The organism is Sphingobacterium sp. ML3W (genome assembly GCF_029542085.1).
GTDB lineage: Bacteria > Bacteroidota > Bacteroidia > Sphingobacteriales > Sphingobacteriaceae > Sphingobacterium.
Map to the genome: position 1 here is coordinate 3,212,870 of NZ_CP107036.1, position 16,080 is coordinate 3,228,949.

At 37.7% G+C, this 16,080-nt stretch carries 15 protein-coding genes; 8 read left to right on the plus strand and 7 right to left on the minus strand.

Translation table 11 applies throughout. From position 1 onward, the window contains the following. The first annotated feature begins 171 nt into the window (after positions 1-171). On the plus strand, positions 172-2,460 hold the full coding sequence (locus OGI71_RS13625; RefSeq protein WP_282256044.1) for a family 20 glycosylhydrolase: 2,289 nt from the start codon (positions 172-174) through the stop codon (positions 2,458-2,460). Between the two features lie 133 nt (positions 2,461-2,593). On the opposite strand, the gene OGI71_RS13630 is transcribed toward OGI71_RS13625, so the two are convergent. Next, entirely contained in the window at positions 2,594-3,262 is a 669-nt protein-coding gene (locus OGI71_RS13630) for a class I SAM-dependent methyltransferase (RefSeq protein ID WP_282256045.1), read from the minus strand. Between the two features lie 359 nt (positions 3,263-3,621). Between OGI71_RS13630 and OGI71_RS13635 the strand changes: the two genes are divergently transcribed. Together OGI71_RS13635 and OGI71_RS13640 are read left to right on the plus strand one after the other, a co-directional pair. After that, the gene (locus OGI71_RS13635) at positions 3,622-4,179 is read left to right on the plus strand and encodes a hypothetical protein (RefSeq protein WP_282256046.1); all 558 of its coding nucleotides are present in this window, start codon (positions 3,622-3,624) and stop codon (positions 4,177-4,179) included. Between the two features lie 26 nt (positions 4,180-4,205). Continuing rightward, positions 4,206-4,718: a GNAT family N-acetyltransferase gene (locus OGI71_RS13640; RefSeq protein WP_282256047.1), complete on the plus strand. Its 513-nt coding sequence runs from the start codon at positions 4,206-4,208 to the stop codon at positions 4,716-4,718. 87 nt (positions 4,719-4,805) lie between these two features. Here OGI71_RS13640 and OGI71_RS13645 read toward each other — a convergent pair whose 3' ends face one another. Then, on the minus strand, positions 4,806-5,189 hold the full coding sequence (locus tag OGI71_RS13645) for a helix-turn-helix domain-containing protein (protein ID WP_120258965.1): 384 nt from the start codon (positions 5,187-5,189) through the stop codon (positions 4,806-4,808). A gap of 210 nt (positions 5,190-5,399) precedes the next feature. On the opposite strand from OGI71_RS13645, the gene OGI71_RS13650 reads away from it, so the two are divergent. Continuing rightward, a complete protein-coding gene (locus OGI71_RS13650; RefSeq protein ID WP_120258966.1) occupies positions 5,400-6,083 on the plus strand; it encodes a YceI family protein in 684 nt (227 codons plus the stop codon). Positions 6,084-6,199: 116 nt separating this feature from the next. On the opposite strand, the gene OGI71_RS13655 is transcribed toward OGI71_RS13650, so the two are convergent. Beyond that, entirely contained in the window at positions 6,200-7,936 is a 1,737-nt protein-coding gene (locus OGI71_RS13655; protein ID WP_282256048.1) for a hypothetical protein, read from the minus strand. 341 nt (positions 7,937-8,277) lie between these two features. On the opposite strand from OGI71_RS13655, the gene OGI71_RS13660 reads away from it, so the two are divergent. Continuing rightward, positions 8,278-8,745, plus strand: a complete 468-nt coding sequence (locus OGI71_RS13660) for a GNAT family N-acetyltransferase (protein ID WP_282256049.1) — start codon at positions 8,278-8,280, stop codon at positions 8,743-8,745. A 22-nt stretch (positions 8,746-8,767) separates the two neighbouring features. Here OGI71_RS13660 and OGI71_RS13665 read toward each other — a convergent pair whose 3' ends face one another. Then, positions 8,768-10,297 carry a DUF2931 family protein gene (locus OGI71_RS13665; RefSeq protein ID WP_282256050.1) on the minus strand — a complete coding sequence of 510 codons (1,530 nt, stop codon included), beginning with the start codon at positions 10,295-10,297 and terminating at the stop codon, positions 8,768-8,770. A gap of 203 nt (positions 10,298-10,500) precedes the next feature. On the opposite strand from OGI71_RS13665, the gene OGI71_RS13670 reads away from it, so the two are divergent. Further along, a complete protein-coding gene (locus OGI71_RS13670) occupies positions 10,501-11,130 on the plus strand; it encodes a GNAT family N-acetyltransferase (RefSeq protein ID WP_282256051.1) in 630 nt (209 codons plus the stop codon). A gap of 211 nt (positions 11,131-11,341) precedes the next feature. Then, a complete protein-coding gene (locus OGI71_RS13675) occupies positions 11,342-11,959 on the plus strand; it encodes an HPP family protein (protein ID WP_120258970.1) in 618 nt (205 codons plus the stop codon). Positions 11,960-12,028: 69 nt separating this feature from the next. Here the strand turns inward: OGI71_RS13675 and OGI71_RS13680 are convergent, their stop codons facing one another. Together OGI71_RS13680 and OGI71_RS13685 are read right to left on the minus strand one after the other, a co-directional pair. Beyond that, positions 12,029-14,458 (minus strand): outer membrane beta-barrel protein, encoded by a 2,430-nt coding sequence (locus OGI71_RS13680; protein ID WP_282256052.1) that lies wholly within the window; start codon positions 14,456-14,458, stop codon positions 12,029-12,031. Positions 14,459-14,711: 253 nt separating this feature from the next. Then, the gene (locus OGI71_RS13685; protein ID WP_282256053.1) at positions 14,712-15,116 is read right to left on the minus strand and encodes a VOC family protein; all 405 of its coding nucleotides are present in this window, start codon (positions 15,114-15,116) and stop codon (positions 14,712-14,714) included. 179 nt (positions 15,117-15,295) lie between these two features. Here OGI71_RS13685 and OGI71_RS13690 point away from each other — a divergent pair, with 179 nt between their 5' ends. Next, positions 15,296-15,679 (plus strand): hypothetical protein, encoded by a 384-nt coding sequence (locus OGI71_RS13690; RefSeq protein WP_282256054.1) that lies wholly within the window; start codon positions 15,296-15,298, stop codon positions 15,677-15,679. 11 nt (positions 15,680-15,690) lie between these two features. Here OGI71_RS13690 and OGI71_RS13695 read toward each other — a convergent pair whose 3' ends face one another. Further along, positions 15,691-16,080 (minus strand): hypothetical protein, encoded by a 390-nt coding sequence (locus OGI71_RS13695; RefSeq protein ID WP_282256055.1) that lies wholly within the window; start codon positions 16,078-16,080, stop codon positions 15,691-15,693.

Sequence of the window (16,080 nt, forward strand, 5' to 3'; positions counted from 1 at the left end):
GTGTATAGGCTTTATAACTATGCTACTAGATAACAGTGCTAGCACACGTTTTTTTACCTCCGTTTATATAAAATATTTCTATATTGGCTCCGAGTTTTTCATGCTAAACCGACAAATTCTATTTGGCAAGCTCTTAAACACATAATTATTAAAAAATCACAAAAAAACTTTATGTATAAAGCTATTTCACTGATCCTACTATTGTCTGCTTTCTATTGGCCTAGTACAAGTTATGCGCAAGAAAAAAATCATATCCCCCAGCTGATCCCTTTTCCTGAACAACTGGAATCATCTACGGGTTTCTTTCAAATAGCAAAGGGAGAACTTTCCTATACGATTGATTCCGAAATCTCCTCAAACTCCTTAGATCAATGGGTACATCTTTCATTATTCGGGAAGATTCCTAAAAAGAAGGTGACACATGCCAATGCAACACTACGATTGGTTAAAAAAAACGGCCTTTCAAAAGAAGGTTATGAATTAACGATTGATAAAAAAGGAATACAGGTTTCTGCTTCTTCGGATCAGGGACTATTTTACGGACTACAGACAATACAACAGCTGTATCTTCTAGCTAAACCCAATGGCAGTATTCGTTTGCCATATCTGTCAATTAAGGATCAGCCAGCATTTCAGTGGCGCGGTGTGGAACTAGATGTAGCGCGACACTTTTTCTCAAAAGATTATTTATATAAGTTTATCGATCTCTTGTCGTCCTATAAATTCAATAAGCTTCACCTGCATTTGACGGATGACCAAGGTTGGCGTATCGAAATAAAAAAGTATCCAAAACTTACTTCACAAGGTGCGTGGAGAACGTATAATAACCAAGATTCGGCCTGTCTTGCGAAAGCGAAAGATAACCCCGATTTCAATCTACCCAGCGAATACAAACGTATCAATAATGGACGGGAAGAGTATGGAGGGTTTTACACACAACAGGATATCAGAGATATCGTCACCTATGCCTCGAGCAGACATGTGGAGATTATACCTGAGATAGATATGCCCGGACACATGATGATCGCGACGAAAGCCTATCCAGAACTACTCCTCGACAGTGAAACTGCAGGCTGGGGAAAACAGTTCTCGGTGCCAATCAGTCCATGGAAAGAAAGTAGTTATACATTCATAGAAAACGTACTGAGCGAGATTATCGAACTTTTCCCTTCCACTTATATTCATATTGGTGCCGACGAAGTGGAAAAAGACTCCTGGTCAAATTCAGCCATAGCTAAAGCATTTATGAAGGAGAAAGGCATAGCAAATTTACATGACTTACAAAGCTATTTTGTAAAACGTGTTAATAACTTCATACGTTCGAAAAACAAACGCAGCATCGGTTGGGATGAAATACTTGATGGTGGTTCGGATACATCGATGACAGTTATGTATTGGCGGGGATGGGTAAAAAATGCACCTCGTGAGGCGGTAAATCGTGGTCATCGTCTCATCATGACACCTACCAATCCGTTGTATTTTGATTACCTCCCCAATAGTAGTAGTTTGGATGCGGTGTATAACATGGCTGTCATACCATCCGATATTCCGAGCAACAAATCAAATTTAGTTCAGGGAGCGCAGGCAAACATATGGACAGAAATGATTCCGTCTACAGCCCGGTTAGAATTTATGATTCTGCCAAGATTGAGCGCCCTGGCAGAGCGGGTCTGGACCAACAAATCACTATATGAGAGCTATAGAAATAGATTAATCGCGCACTTTGGGCTCTGGAACAAAATGGGACTACGTTACCGTATGCCAGATTTAAATGGTTTTGCCGATAATCAAGTGATCATTAACGGGCAATCCACGTTGAAAATTGAGAATGAACTTCCAGAAAATGCAATACATTATACCACCGATGGTAGTCTACCAACTCAGAAAAGCCCGGTACTAAGCGATTCACTTATTGTCAAAAACGAAGGAGCCATACGTTTTGCAACGATATCTTCTTCAGGAGCAAAGAGCGAATTGTACCAGGTGAATTTCAAGAAAGACACCTGGAAAAGAGGTGTTACCGAAGATGTAAAGAATATGCGCGCAGGATTGACTGCAACGCTATTTAATGGAACATTTGCAAACACAGCTGCAATAACAGGCAAAGCGGTACGCCAGGAGATTATTAAGAATATCCATTTGAGTGATACGATTAAAATGCCTTCATTTGGCGCAAAAATTAAGGGTTATCTATATGTGAAAGAAAAGGGGATCTATAATTTCTATTTCACTTGCGATGATGGTGGAGTTTTGCGCATACATGATCAGGTGATCGTAGACAACGACGGACAACATGCTCCTATTATGAAAAGCGGACAGATCGCCTTAGAAAAAGGATATCACCCGATTAACATCGATTTCATAGAGGCCGGAGGTGGCTTTACGCTAAAACTTCAATATCGTGTTAATGCTTCCAAAGTTACCGACATACCCGACGATCATCTCTTTCATAAAAACTAAGGTTAAAAGGGGTGTCCACAACGGATACCCCTATTTTTTTATTTTACTCATATCCCCCATAGTCTCTTTCAAATATTCAATTCCCAATGGCTTACTTTTTGAAAAGCTTCTTTACCATTTACATATTGAAAACTTAATTTTTCTTTGTCATCCAGCCCATATAAATCGTTGATTGAAAAAAACGTACCGGAACCTCGAACCCCGCTTCAACACATAACGCTGCAAGCCGATCCTCAGACACATGAAAAAGCTCCTTCTCTATCCTATTCAGTCGAAGACTGATCTGCTCTTCTGGTATGTCATCGGACAATAGAAGTCTTAGAATTTTCAGATTTTCTTTAATCATGCTGCTATCTCCTGTGATATCCAAGATCACAAGTGGTGCTCCCACAACCAGTCTTTTTCCAATCTCTTTCAGTAATGTTAGTTTATTTCCATTATCTTCAAGAAAATGAAGAACCAACAATAGCGTAGCCGCATCATATTTTTTATCGTTTTTCAAATCTTGGATCAGGGCTTCAACAAGTACAACGTTAGGATATCCCTCAAGTTTCTGCCGAGCCTGTTGAATCATTTCTGGGGAGGGGTCTATCCCTGTTATATTCCATGTTTTCCCCTTTGCGACAAGCTTCTGTATCTCATTACCAGTTCCACAGCCAACAACCAGCAGTTCTCCGGGATCCGTATCTGTCAACAGCTTAGGCAAACAATCCAAAAAATAATGATAATTGGGAATCCAGGCTTCAACGAACTGATCATAGCCACTCGCTCTTTCATTCTCAAATAATTCTACTTTATTCATATCTTTAAAAATACTACTTTGAAAAAAGGCAAATCAAGTGTTACGCTATAAAGATAGCTCAATTGAACCAGTATCTCTTTTAATTAATCCTTTTCAATTGAAAAAAATTATATTAAACTAACATTCTGACCAATAACCTCTAGCCAAATTTATTGGAAATACATCCCCCAACAAAAGCCGGTAATTATTCTTAAAAAAATATTGTCTTCTGTTCTGCCATCTATACAACCAAAACTTTTACTATCTTTATTCTACTTAGCCAGAGTTATGATAACGACAAATAAAAAGCCATCTGGATGGACTAGATGCAACCAAGACAATTTGTCAAGATCAGCTCAAAAATATATTAACAATACTATATGAGCTTTTTAAATTTCTTAAAAGGACAACATAAATTAAAACAGATTGATGTTAGTGAAGACCAGGACTTTGTTGATCTGCAGTTAACGATAACCAAAAACTGGAATGATGAAAACCTAAATCATATTATCCAGGCAAAGGGGCTGTGGGGGGAAGAAACAGTCGGTATAGAAATCTCATTTCGACGCGATATGAAATTGGGTATCGTCGACACAGAAGTAGACAAGAAAAGATTTTATCGAGAAGGGATCAACTTCTATTCCATCGGGGAATTGAGTGATAATTTTGCTAAAGCTTTAAGTAGCTTATTTAAAACTGAGGCCAGCTCTTTCAAGATGCTTGACACTGTAGGCTCCACAGCATTTGTACTTAGTGGCCAACCAGAGTATTTTGACGAAGAGTATATAAAAACAAAAATTTTCTTCGACGATACAAACGAAAAAGATAGCTATGCAGAATGGTATGTGAATATTGACCTAAAAAATAGAATTCTTGAATTAAGGGAAAAGGATCAGGAGTATCGAAAAAACATCATTAATGTGTTAACAAATAACTAGCTTTTCGATAATTTAGAAATTAGTACATGTCTATTCAGCTATTAGCATTTGAGTCTGACTCCTATTCTATTCGTCAGTTATTGGAAAGCGAATTCGAATATTATAAATCAATTCGTCTAGAAGCAATTCAAACGGAGCCCACCCTATTTCGATGGGGCGATCCAGCAGAAACAGATCTGTCCGATTTGGACTGGCAAGAGCGTATAAAATATCCCCGGATTGTCTTTGGACTTTTCAAAAAAGACGATCTGATCGGGATGACCAGCATGTTATTATTAAACGATACTGAAGCATATTTTGGGCAATCTTTTATTCGTCCCAAACATCGCGGACAAGGGCTTTCAAATCTCTTGTACAAAATTAGAATGGCCTGGGTCAATCCAAAGCAGATCAAAAGGCTCATCATTAGTCATCGGGAAATCAACACGATTTCAAAAAAAGCGATCCTACGCGCAGGTTTCGAGTATAGTCACCGGGAACTCGTACAATGGCTGGATGGCACAACTGGCTACTCATTGTACTACCGCTTAGAACTTTAACACAAACCTGATCTGATGTCTGAAATAAGCTCACAATAATCATTTTATTCGATTGAAAACCTATTGCGAATATAAAGAACAAACCTCCTATATAGCAGCTGAGCTAGTCCCGTCTTTTTGATAAAGTGTGCTTCTGTAAGTGATACCCCATTTAGCTATTTCATCAATAATGGGGCCTAATGTTTTACCACAATCAGTAAGCTCATACTCCACAGTAAGCGGCTTGGTATTCAAGACGGTTCTTCTGATAAGATGGTTCATTTCCAGATCTTGCAGCTCTTTGGACAGCATCTTTGCTCCAATCCCATCAACTTCCCTTAACAATTCCATAAAACGTAGCTTTTCAAACAACATTAATGTACCAATAATGTGGAATTTCCATTTACCTGCCAAAATCTCCATGCTATCATTTATCGCCAATATCCGCGTTTTACAGCCGGTGGAGGAACTTGATAGTGCTTCCTTTTTCATTTTACTTGATCTCCTTCTATTAATTACAAAAATACTGAATTACAGCGTCACAGCGTACTATCTTTTTGGAAAGTAGTTTCTTTAAGGAAACTAATACCAAAAATAAACTATCTATAATCTACCTTTGTATTCATAAATTAAAATGGCATGATTGATGCCGACGATACAGAACAATACAAACATCTTATTAAAAAATAAAACGATTAAAAAATGAAAAAACAATTAATCTCGGGTTTAGCCCTTATTTTGTTATTCGCTTCATGTCAAAATGCAACTGGAGACAAAGCTAAAACAACATCAGCGCAAGAAGTGACTGAACAAAAAGGACAGACTTATACTGTAGAGGCTGACAAAAGTACACTAAAATGGACAGGTTACCACAAAGGTGGTTTGAATCCAAGATATGGTGTCTTAAAAAGCGATGGTACACTTTCAGCTGAAAACAATGCTATCACTGGTGGATCTTTCACGATTGATGTCAATTCAATTGTAACAGACAGTGCTTCCGTAGACCCTACGACTGCAGGTGGTAAAAAATCAACAGATTTGGATGCACACTTGAAAAGTGCGGACTTCTTTGACACAGCGAAATACCCTACAGCTAAATTTGAAATCACCAAAGTTGCTCCATTTGATGCTGCTCAAGGAAAAAGCGTTGTTGCTGATGCTACAAACACTGTCAGTGGTAACTTGACAATCAAAGACAAAACAGTAAACGTAACATTTCCTGCTAAAATTACTTTCAATGGCGAAGAAGTTACTTTTTACTCTAAATTTACGATCCAAAGACAAGATTGGGGACTTACCTACGGTACCGAAGGTAATCCTCAAGATTGGATGATCGCACAAAATGTTGACATTGAACTTAATGTTACAGCGAAAAACGCAAAATAAGATTTCTAATGGCTGATACAGCCTCCTAGAATTCTGGCTATAATCAAGTTGGCTTACAGAAGAGCCAACTTGATTATTCTTTAACCTATTCGCATCCTTAACCTACCAAATCTGTATTATTCCCCATCCTGATCCACCAATTCCATTTTCTTCTTTAGACGTTGTTTTGCTTTTTTGATTGCTTCGGTAGATACACAGAGTAGTTCACTCATGCTACTGTTGTTTAGATCCAATTTTTGTAGAGCAAGTATACGCAGATCGTTATCTGTTATTTTTGAATAGTTTTGTTTCATTTGTGACAGATAACCCGGATGGACCTTATCAAAAACATTCTTGAATTTCAGCCATCGTTCATCGGTCATGATATGTGTCTGCAACATTGCATTTAAGCTGTCGGAAACCTCAGCCATGTAAGCAGGATTTTGCACTGACACCTTCACAATCTCCTGTCGGAGCTGTTGAATAGTTGTGTCATTTTGCTTGATCGTATTGGTAAATTCGCCAAGGGAATCTTTTAAAATCAAAAGCTCTTGATCGAGTAATTGCCTCTCGTAACCAAGCTTGAGCCGGTCTTTTTCAAGAAGGGCATTTCTCATTTTGATTTTTGCCTTTGATCTGTTGATTAAGAGCAATACAATCGCAAACACCAAAATCAAACAGACCCCAATAAATTGATATGTCCGTTTGGTGTGAAGTCTTTTTTCCTCAGCAGATTGGATCGTTCGATTATATCGCTCAGTCTCGCTTTGCCAAAGAAACCTTTGGATCTCTTTATCATTTATTCTTTTTTCTAATGAATCTTTTAATATCAGATAGACATGCAATTGTTTAAGTTCTTCCTCTTTTTGATTTAAACCACGAGCAATATCAGACAATAATTTTGAGGCCTCCATCTTATATTTCAGGAAATAGGGTTTTTCCTCCATCAGGCTTATGCTGGTTACAGCATATTGCTTGGCCAGTTTCCATTCCTGAAGCACAATATACCAACTTGCCAGATTAAGGTTTGCTCGCATGGCATCCTTTCGTTCGTCAAATCGCATAGAAAGATCGATATTCTTCCGAACTAAAGCAATTGCTTTTTGCCGATCACCCGCTTTCCAAGCCTGATCTGCTAGATTACCAGAAATAATGCCAATCCATACCGAATCTTTAGCCAATTTCGCTTCCGACATCGCTCGATTGAAATAAGTAACAGCCTGATGATTAAGCGAATCATTTGCTAGATACACTGCAATGGCATTGATTAGATCCACACGTTCTCTTGATGCTGATTTCGAAAAAGGCAATGCTTCCTGTAAGTAATCAACGGCAATACTATGATCTCCAATATAACTATAAAAATTCGCGATGAATTGGTAATGCTTAACTACCAATGGTATTTTTTTGATGTCAATTTTGGATTTTAAATCATTTGCACGCAAGAAGAATGGGAATGCTTCCTTTACTTTCCGATAGACATAGTTATAGTAGCCCTGTCGTGTATTGCCTATCATTTCCAATTCAATATTAGGATGCTCTTGAAGCAATTGCTCTGCAAGCCGATAGTATTGATCAGAAACATCATTAGTCCGATCAAACGCAATCGAATACCCATCTGCCATACGCATATAATATCCCCATTTCAGTATATTATTATGTTTCCTATCGGCGAGCGTTAGAACAGGAGCCAGTGTATTTTTCAATGCAACAGTATCCTTTCCAAAGTTAGCTGGAAACTGAAGGACAGCTTCCAACTGAAGAACGGGGTCTTCAATATGCGCTATTTTTTCTATAGATTGCCCAACGGCTATATTCGTACTTTTTATCGTCAGAATCGCTAGGAACAACATACAAAATAAATAAATTTTCATTTTTAAAAAGGTCAAGTTTTTATTAAAATGGCTAACGGTAACAGGCCAACTCGTAATAGATTTAATTTCCAGATCTGCCCTATTAAAATCTGACATTACCCAAATACAGTTGGAACTCCCAATAGTTATCGGAATGACTTCATTATTTATTTAGCAAAATGGTTAATATAGACTCATAAAGCGAGGGTATAGCCCCCGATTCACTGTCGTAAATATACAATTTATCCAAGTAAGAGATCAATGCCATTTTGTTAAAAAATTGTTAGCTCATTACTTTTTTCTAGGATTGGCGGTATATCTGTCTATTTTATACCATTATCGAAATGTGTTTATATTTGTATATGGAGATATCAATACGAAAAGGAATATTAAGCGAATTGCCCCAAATAAAAGAACTATTTGCGGGAACAATTGCTTCAGTATGTCAGATTGATTATAATGCAGAACAAATCGAGGTATGGAAATCTTCGATCAATAACATTGAACGATGGAATAATTTAATCAAAAATCAATATTTTATTGTCGCAGAGATAGACAAACAAATCGTCGGTTTTGCTTCATTGGATCATGGCAACTACATCGATATGTTATACGTACACAAAGATTTTCAGCGACAGGGCATTGCACAACGGTTATATGACCACTTGGAGCATAAGTCTAAATATTCAAATATGGAGACGCTAACAGCAGATGTCAGTAAAACGGCTAAACCATTTTTTGAACGTAATGGTTTTACAACAATTGTCAGACAGGTGCAAGTTCGGTCAGCCGTTGAAATTGTCAATTACAAAATGCAAAAGACTTTTTAACATCGACTGGTCTAGCTGAATATCAAAACTTCTCACCATATGCTATGATTTCGGTTTCCATAAGCAAAAGCTGGTGTTCAGCATTTTTTAATCGTGCGGTCGCCCTGCCATTTTGGGTATCTACGATAATTTCCATCTCAGCCTTTATATTTTTATCGCGATCAAAAAAAGCTTTGAATTTTTTAAAAACATCCGTTTCATCAAATTCAAAATTTACAGCACAACGGTTTTGATTTTTATCATACCATTTGATATATATATGCTGTGGAATTCCCCTTTTTTCAACTGTTACATTTTGTATTCTTTCATCGAAAGCAAAACGTTCAGCATTAAAATACTGAAAAATAACATCATACGTTTTTATTTCTGGAGCGATCACAAACTTTGGATTCCAGGTATAAGCTGTCCTTAGTTTATTCCAATAATCATCAGGAACAGGTTGATTTTTTTTTGCTATTTGTATTGCCAAAGGGATGATCATTGTATCTGTCAAGACCTTATTGCGCCACTCCTGATTAAATAAATCACCATAAACCAGCTCCTTACTATCAGAAACCTTCTGGCCAAAATCGATTTTCTTCGCCTGATAATGACCTATTTCGACCTGACGATACCCCGATCCTCCAGCCCATATTACCAGTCCTCCACCAGGTGCAAACCCGAAAATAATCTTGTCATAATGCTCCTCAACATCACTAGTTGCCCTTCTTTCTACATAGGGTTGTTTAAAAAGTGTAAGCAATTTATTATAATCTATTGCGTCATGGAATTGGTAGAAAGCATTCTCTGAAAACGAATACCAAGTAACATCAATTGCCTTGGGCAACGACATCATACTTTTATAGGTTTCGGCCCCTGCCTCCCCCCATTTTGCATGATAATTCACTGTATTTCCCTCACTAAATGTAAACTCATAATCCTCATCTTTCGGGAAAATGAATGTCCCTTTGTAGAGTTGTACCGGATAACCTGTTGGATTACTCATTGCACCAGCCCATTCAAATCGACCTTCTTTTAAATTATCTGCCTGATCTCGCCGCTCCCGTTCAGCTTCCCTAACCTCACGGCCAACAGTCGAAAAAATAGACACAAGCACACTAATTAAAATATAGCCCAAAAATGTTAGTATCAACGCTGTCCACGATCTTAAGCCCCAAACGAACGTAATGCTACTGAACAAACTCAAAAAAATACTCAAAATTAAAATCAAAGGGAACATTTCCAAAATTACTCCTCCTAGATCAGCATATATCTTGTGTTCATATTCGTCGCCTAGTGTACTGACAAAAAGCAACACTGGTAACAGTGTGGAAAATAAAAAGTAATATAAAAAACTATAAATACCTTCAAAGGCAATATTGGGTTTGTCAAATACATTGATTTTTTTTCGAAGCTTATTAAAATGAAAATAAATAAGGGTAATTAAAAGAAAATAGGGCGAAACACAGAATGCCCCATAAACCAAGTTCATATCAGCATCTTGCGTTAACAACATTGCCAATAATCCCAAAATAGTCACAACAAAGGCTGAAATTGTAGCTTTAAGAACCATGTATAGATTTTATTATTTATTGATAATAATATATAGCAGTATCCTGTCTACATTTTGCTTCAAATTCACAATTTGAAAAACAAGAACAACTTTACTCAAAAGTAATAAGAAATGAAATTATAAGTACACAACAATTCATATTCAAAGCAAACCAATACATATTCGTTCTATTTTTTATACCATTTAAGAACTCGATATTCGCAATGCTAAAAAAGAAAACAGATCATTTTGTTATCTTAGCCCATGAACAGAAAATACGAGTTATGCATTTGACGATTAGACCCGCACAACAACTTGATGCCGCAGTTGTACCTGAAATCATGTTAGAGGCGATGGAAGATATCATCTTTCGATTTATACAAAAGGAAGACAAAAAAGAAGCAATACATTTTTTAACCGATCTTTTCCAACAGACCGAAAATCTATATAGCCATGAAAATACTTTTGTTGCTGTAGATCCCGAAGGCAATGTTATGGGATCATTGACTGGATATGATGGAGATCATTTTCTTGCGCTACGACAACCAATACTGGAACTCATGCAAAAACAATACGCCAATGATCTAATCCCTGAACCGGAAACAGCAGGACAGGAATTTTACATAGATTCTGTTGCTGTCTCCACTGCTGCCAGAGGCCAGGGGTTAGGAACTGAGCTATTGAAACATGCAATAAAACATGCCAAAAATCAAGGTTTCAAACAGATAGGACTATTGGTTGATCTAGACAACCCGAATGCTAAGAAGCTTTATGAACGCCTTGGTTTCACTTTAGGAAACAAAATGCCTTTTGTCGGTGGGGAATACTATCATATGTATATTCAATTTGTTTAGGTTAATCTACAACATCCAGTTCGTGAAAACCATCAACATTATTATTCGAATATTGGTTTCTTCCAAAACACTAAAATTGTTAACTCAATAAATTGGTCAAAATAGAACACAGAACAATTTATAAGCCTATCTTATTTATAAATACCACAAGGATTAATATAAAAGATCTAAAAAGGAATTCTTAAAATTCCCTATTTTTGCGCAGATCAACATGAAAAATCAACTTCATCGGCAACTCCGTATTTACAGATATGTTATCTATCGGGAAACCTTAATAGATCCCTGGGAACATTTTTGGTCTTTTATTGGTGCATTCGTAGGCATATTTATCATCGCTTTTATTCAATCGCTTCATTTCCCACCATTGGAGAATGTTTTCCTGATCGGATCATTTGGTGCCTCCTCTGTTTTGGTTTATGGAGCCATACAAAGCCCACTTGCGCAACCTCGAAATTTAATCGGTGGTCATGTGGTTTCAGCAATAGCTGGAGTTACCGTAGCACAGCTACTCCCCGATATCATCTGGCTTACAGCCCCCTTTGCTGTAGCCCTGTCTATCGTATGTATGCAACATACCCGTACATTGCATCCACCGGGAGGAGCAACAGCGCTAATAGCAGTAAGTAGCGGAACCAAAATTTCTTCCTTAGGGTATTGGTATGTATTGAGTCCCGTACTCTCCGGCTGCCTGATTTTATTTATAGTAGCACTTATTTTTAATAATATCACCAAAAATCGACACTATCCTGTTAAAAGATCACGCTTACGTCGTTCACGGCGACAACATCTAAAATCACGATTTGAACGAACAAAAGGGACATCAACCTAATTTGAATTAGCTAACCCTATCGTACTATCCCACTGTCCGCATATCCATCTCGCTAAGCAGAAGACATTCTTATTTACGTCGATGTGGGATATGTTCCATTTCCAGTGGATTCTTTTCCTCTTTTCCTTCTTTTTGTCTACTGGCACCAAATTTCCAACTAAATGAGAGACTTACCGATCTGTGGTAATAATTGTTGGACGTTGTACTTCTGAATGAAGGTGCTACCGCCATACTCCTTTGTGTCATAACTCGCTGAAATGGATTACTTACTGTCAATACAATACTGGCTCTATCATTCCAAAGCTCCTTTTGAGCAGCAAATCGATAAGACCATTCGGCCGTATTTCGTCCCTGCAAAGTCACATAACCGTTGTTATAGTCTCCTGAAATCTGAAGACTGTAACCTTTAGATAGACCATATGAACTACTGAGATTAGCAGCATAAAATCCATTACTATTTCTTACCTGTAATGCTGCACTCCTAAACCAGACGTAATAGAGTTCCAGTCCACCATTGAGCATCCAATTCGGTTGCAGTTCCATGGATAGATTGACCTGTGTACCCAAGCGTTTATTTGTCGCAATATTACTGGGTGTAGTACGTGAAATTCCGAGACTGTCGACGACAGTAAGCTGCTCTATCGAATTATTGTTAGTACTATAATAGACACTACTATTCAGATTAAAACCAGATGCTGCATTATAATTGTGTCCTAATTCTACTACCCGAATCCGTTCAGGTCGCAATAGCGGATTTCCCGACAGCAGATTTCGTGGGTCACTGGCGTTGACATAAGGATTGAGATCCCATATCCACGGTCTACGTATCCGCTCTGTATAGGCGAATTTGAGTTCATGATGGTCATTTAACTTTTTAGCGACTAACATGGTAGGCACCCAGTCGCCGAATTTAGATTTAAATGAAGGTGTGGAACTCCTGAAATCAGCCCCCAATACTGTTGTCTCAAAACGAATCCCGGGTCTAATTGTCCACTGATCATCGGTTTCGATTTTTAAACTCATGTAGCCCGCCAATATCGTACTGTAGTAATCCATTTTATCCGACCGAGATGGGATTTCTACCAACTCTTCACTTCCCGGAGCATGTTCATTATTGAAAACAATGTAAAGACTACCGGAATTACTTCGCTTCAATTTCATTCCCGTTTCAATGACGTTTTTCCCGGTCGCATCTATAGGCTGCGTATAGTCCACCTGAAAATCAAAGTCCCAAGAATCACCTTTGTTCGGTCCTTTCTCCTTAAAAGAGCTCGCTTCGGACATTTCTTTTTGACTGGTTATGTACTCCGATCTATCGTTTGATCGGGCAGCCAGCCCAAGGATCTGCAACTCCTGTGCTTTACGTCTAAACCTTTTGAGATAATTCAGCGAAAGTTCATAGTATTTTACCGAATTCCGCTGCTGACTAAACTGATTATATTCAGCATAGGTTTCTCCATCCTGATATAAGTTGTAAAGTGAACTACGCGCAGGCCAACTGCCATACCAATAGGACAAGTCTGCTCCGATTTTTTGCGAGCTGTCCGGGCGGTACACAAATCCTAGACTTGCAGACGCTCCCCTATCCTTTTCAGTTTCATCATTGTGTTGTAAAAGCTCTCCGACCGATACCCTATTGGATAAGGAGGTTCTTTGCAGGGTTGACCTGTTTCGTTCTCGTTCAGCATTCATCGTTGCATTAAAATTGAAATCAAATTTTTCAGTAGTCGTAGACCAGGAGCCACTTCCAGATTGATCCAAGTTACCTAAACTGAAATCCAAACTTCCATGCGTTCCCCGGACAGATTTTTTTGTGATAATATTAATGATACCTGCAGCTCCTTCTGCTTCATATTTTGCAGATGGCGAGGTGATCACCTCAACAGATTTAATAGAACTTGCAGGAATCATTTTTAAGGCATCTTTCAAATTCTTAGCCATTATTCCAGAGGGAATACCATTAAGCAGAACTTTAATATTCGTATTCCCACGCATCCGCAATTCCCCATTACTTCCTACTGTTAACAGAGGAACTTTCCGCAATAGGTCTACAGCCGAACCAGCTTTATTACTGATATCAGAACCCGCATCATAGATCAATTTATCACTTTTATAGCGTATCGGCTTTCGCTTCCCTTTCACAACAATTTCTTCCAACGATTTAAGCTGACTGACAAGTCTGATCTCTAATACATTTGATGTAGTTATCGACTTAGACAGATGACTTTCATATCCCACATAAGTAACCAAAATACTTGGACTCCCAGTCTGCTGCTTACCGAACTTAAATGCGCCTCCCAAATCGGTAGTGACTGTCTGTAAAACTTTTCCCGCAGAAATCAGAGATACTGTTGCATGTTCGATCGGAAGTGCATTGCTAGCATCGACAACTTTTCCCTTAATTTCATAAATGGTATTTTTCCCACCTTGATGCTGAGCATATAAAGAAGGTAAACATAGGATAGACACAAAAAGAATAGCAATTGAAAAATGCTTCAAAACACGGAACATATTGTTTGGATTAAATACGATACAAAACAATAAGACTATGTTCTTTTTAAAAAATTTTAATGAGGAATAAGGTGAATAAAAGGCCAAACAAACTTCATCATCAAATTAGTAGCTTTGGTCATTCTCTTTTGGGTAGAGATTTAACAATTGCCATCGTCCATCAGTCATACAATTGATCAATTGATCAGATAATATGGACGAACGATGGCTGGTCGAAAAAATTTGCTTTCGAATGTAAATATTAAGCGCCTGGAAATTTACTCATATCCATATAAAATATCTCCCAAGTGTGGCCATCATAGTCTTCCACCTTTCTTAACTGCATAAAACCATGATCCATCATTGGCATTGGCTCTATTCCTCCTGCCGCCAGTCCTTTATCAACAATTTCATTTACCCGATCCAGACTCTCCACGGAGAGAGCAAACAGCCCAGCGATATGATTTTTTGTATCGGCTATCGGCTTATTCGTAAAGGATTTAAATTTATCATGGGTCATGATCATGACAAAAATATGCTCACTCCAAACCATACATTTAGCATCATCATCACAAAATTGTAGATTTACTTCAAAACCTAATTGAGTATAAAAATCCATTGATTTGTTTACATCTGCCACGGCGAGATTAATAAATACCTGTTTCATCTTTTAAAGTTTTAATTGCTATTGATAACACAAAATTGCGCATTATGGTTTACAAAAATCTTAGCATAAGACAATAAAATTCGTGCCTGATCAAAATCCCATATCAGCTGGCAGAATGAAGCTACAAAAGCTATATTTGTATAAGTATTAAGTATAATGTAATCCTTTAATTCTTAAACATGATCATCATAAGAACCTTCGGTGTTATTTTGCTCTTGCTAGGTTTATTTCTAGCATACGGGCTATCCAAAGACAGCAGGCTGATGCTCTTTGGCAGCAAAATTAAAGCCGATGTCATTGGGATAGACAGTGTAAAAAACAAGCGTTTCGGATATCTACATTATCCGATCCTCCAATTCAATTATAAGCAAAAACAAGTTCGTCTAGTGAAGGATTTAAGTAGCATTAACCCCAAAAAAGTACCTGCTCATATGGAAATATATTACGAGGAAGGTATCGGCATAAGTGATGGTTTTACCGATAGATATGCCATCTTTTCTATTATGAGCATCATCATGATAATCTTTGGCATCATAGCTATTCGTACCAAATACCCATATTAACCTATATCAGCTTATTTGGATAGTTCGGTAAGGTCTGCTTTGGAGAATATATGTTCTCCCTTTAGATAGCTATTTGCATCTTTCAGGTAGATATAAATTATTTTTCTAGCTTCTGGATTAGGCAACTTGTATAAGTTATGTACCAGAAACTCTTTATCCCGCAATCTGTCTTTACTATAATTCAAAAAGGATGGTGCATGTGTCTGTACACTCCAACGGATAAAACGTAAATCAATATTATCAGGATATTTGATGATAACCGATTCCAATAATTTCTTACCTTTTTTAAACTGGCCCAGCTTAGAAAAGGGGTTCCCCATATGCTTTGCCCAAAGAATCTCATAAGCAGCAAGATACCCTTTTTCTGTTGCTGTATTTGCGGCTGCTTCCAGTGTTTTCAA

Bases quoted from the DNA above. Each gene is read 5' to 3' on its own strand.
- OGI71_RS13630 (WP_282256045.1), bottom strand. From the start codon at position 3,262: ATGAATAAAGTAGAATTATTTGAGAATGAAAGAGCGAGTGGCTATGAT.
- OGI71_RS13650 (WP_120258966.1), top strand. From the start codon at position 5,400: ATGAAAAAACAATTAATCTCGGGTTTAGCCCTTATTTTGTTATTCGCT.
- OGI71_RS13645 (WP_120258965.1), bottom strand. From the start codon at position 5,189: ATGAAAAAGGAAGCACTATCAAGTTCCTCCACCGGCTGTAAAACGCGG.
- OGI71_RS13655 (WP_282256048.1), bottom strand. From the start codon at position 7,936: ATGAAAATTTATTTATTTTGTATGTTGTTCCTAGCGATTCTGACGATA.
- OGI71_RS13685 (WP_282256053.1), bottom strand. From the start codon at position 15,116: ATGAAACAGGTATTTATTAATCTCGCCGTGGCAGATGTAAACAAATCA.
- OGI71_RS13665 (WP_282256050.1), bottom strand. From the start codon at position 10,297: ATGGTTCTTAAAGCTACAATTTCAGCCTTTGTTGTGACTATTTTGGGA.
- OGI71_RS13690 (WP_282256054.1), top strand. From the start codon at position 15,296: ATGATCATCATAAGAACCTTCGGTGTTATTTTGCTCTTGCTAGGTTTA.
- OGI71_RS13660 (WP_282256049.1), top strand. From the start codon at position 8,278: ATGGAGATATCAATACGAAAAGGAATATTAAGCGAATTGCCCCAAATA.
- OGI71_RS13640 (WP_282256047.1), top strand. From the start codon at position 4,206: ATGTCTATTCAGCTATTAGCATTTGAGTCTGACTCCTATTCTATTCGT.
- OGI71_RS13670 (WP_282256051.1), top strand. From the start codon at position 10,501: ATGCTAAAAAAGAAAACAGATCATTTTGTTATCTTAGCCCATGAACAG.
- OGI71_RS13635 (WP_282256046.1), top strand. From the start codon at position 3,622: ATGAGCTTTTTAAATTTCTTAAAAGGACAACATAAATTAAAACAGATT.
- OGI71_RS13675 (WP_120258970.1), top strand. From the start codon at position 11,342: ATGAAAAATCAACTTCATCGGCAACTCCGTATTTACAGATATGTTATC.
- OGI71_RS13625 (WP_282256044.1), top strand. From the start codon at position 172: ATGTATAAAGCTATTTCACTGATCCTACTATTGTCTGCTTTCTATTGG.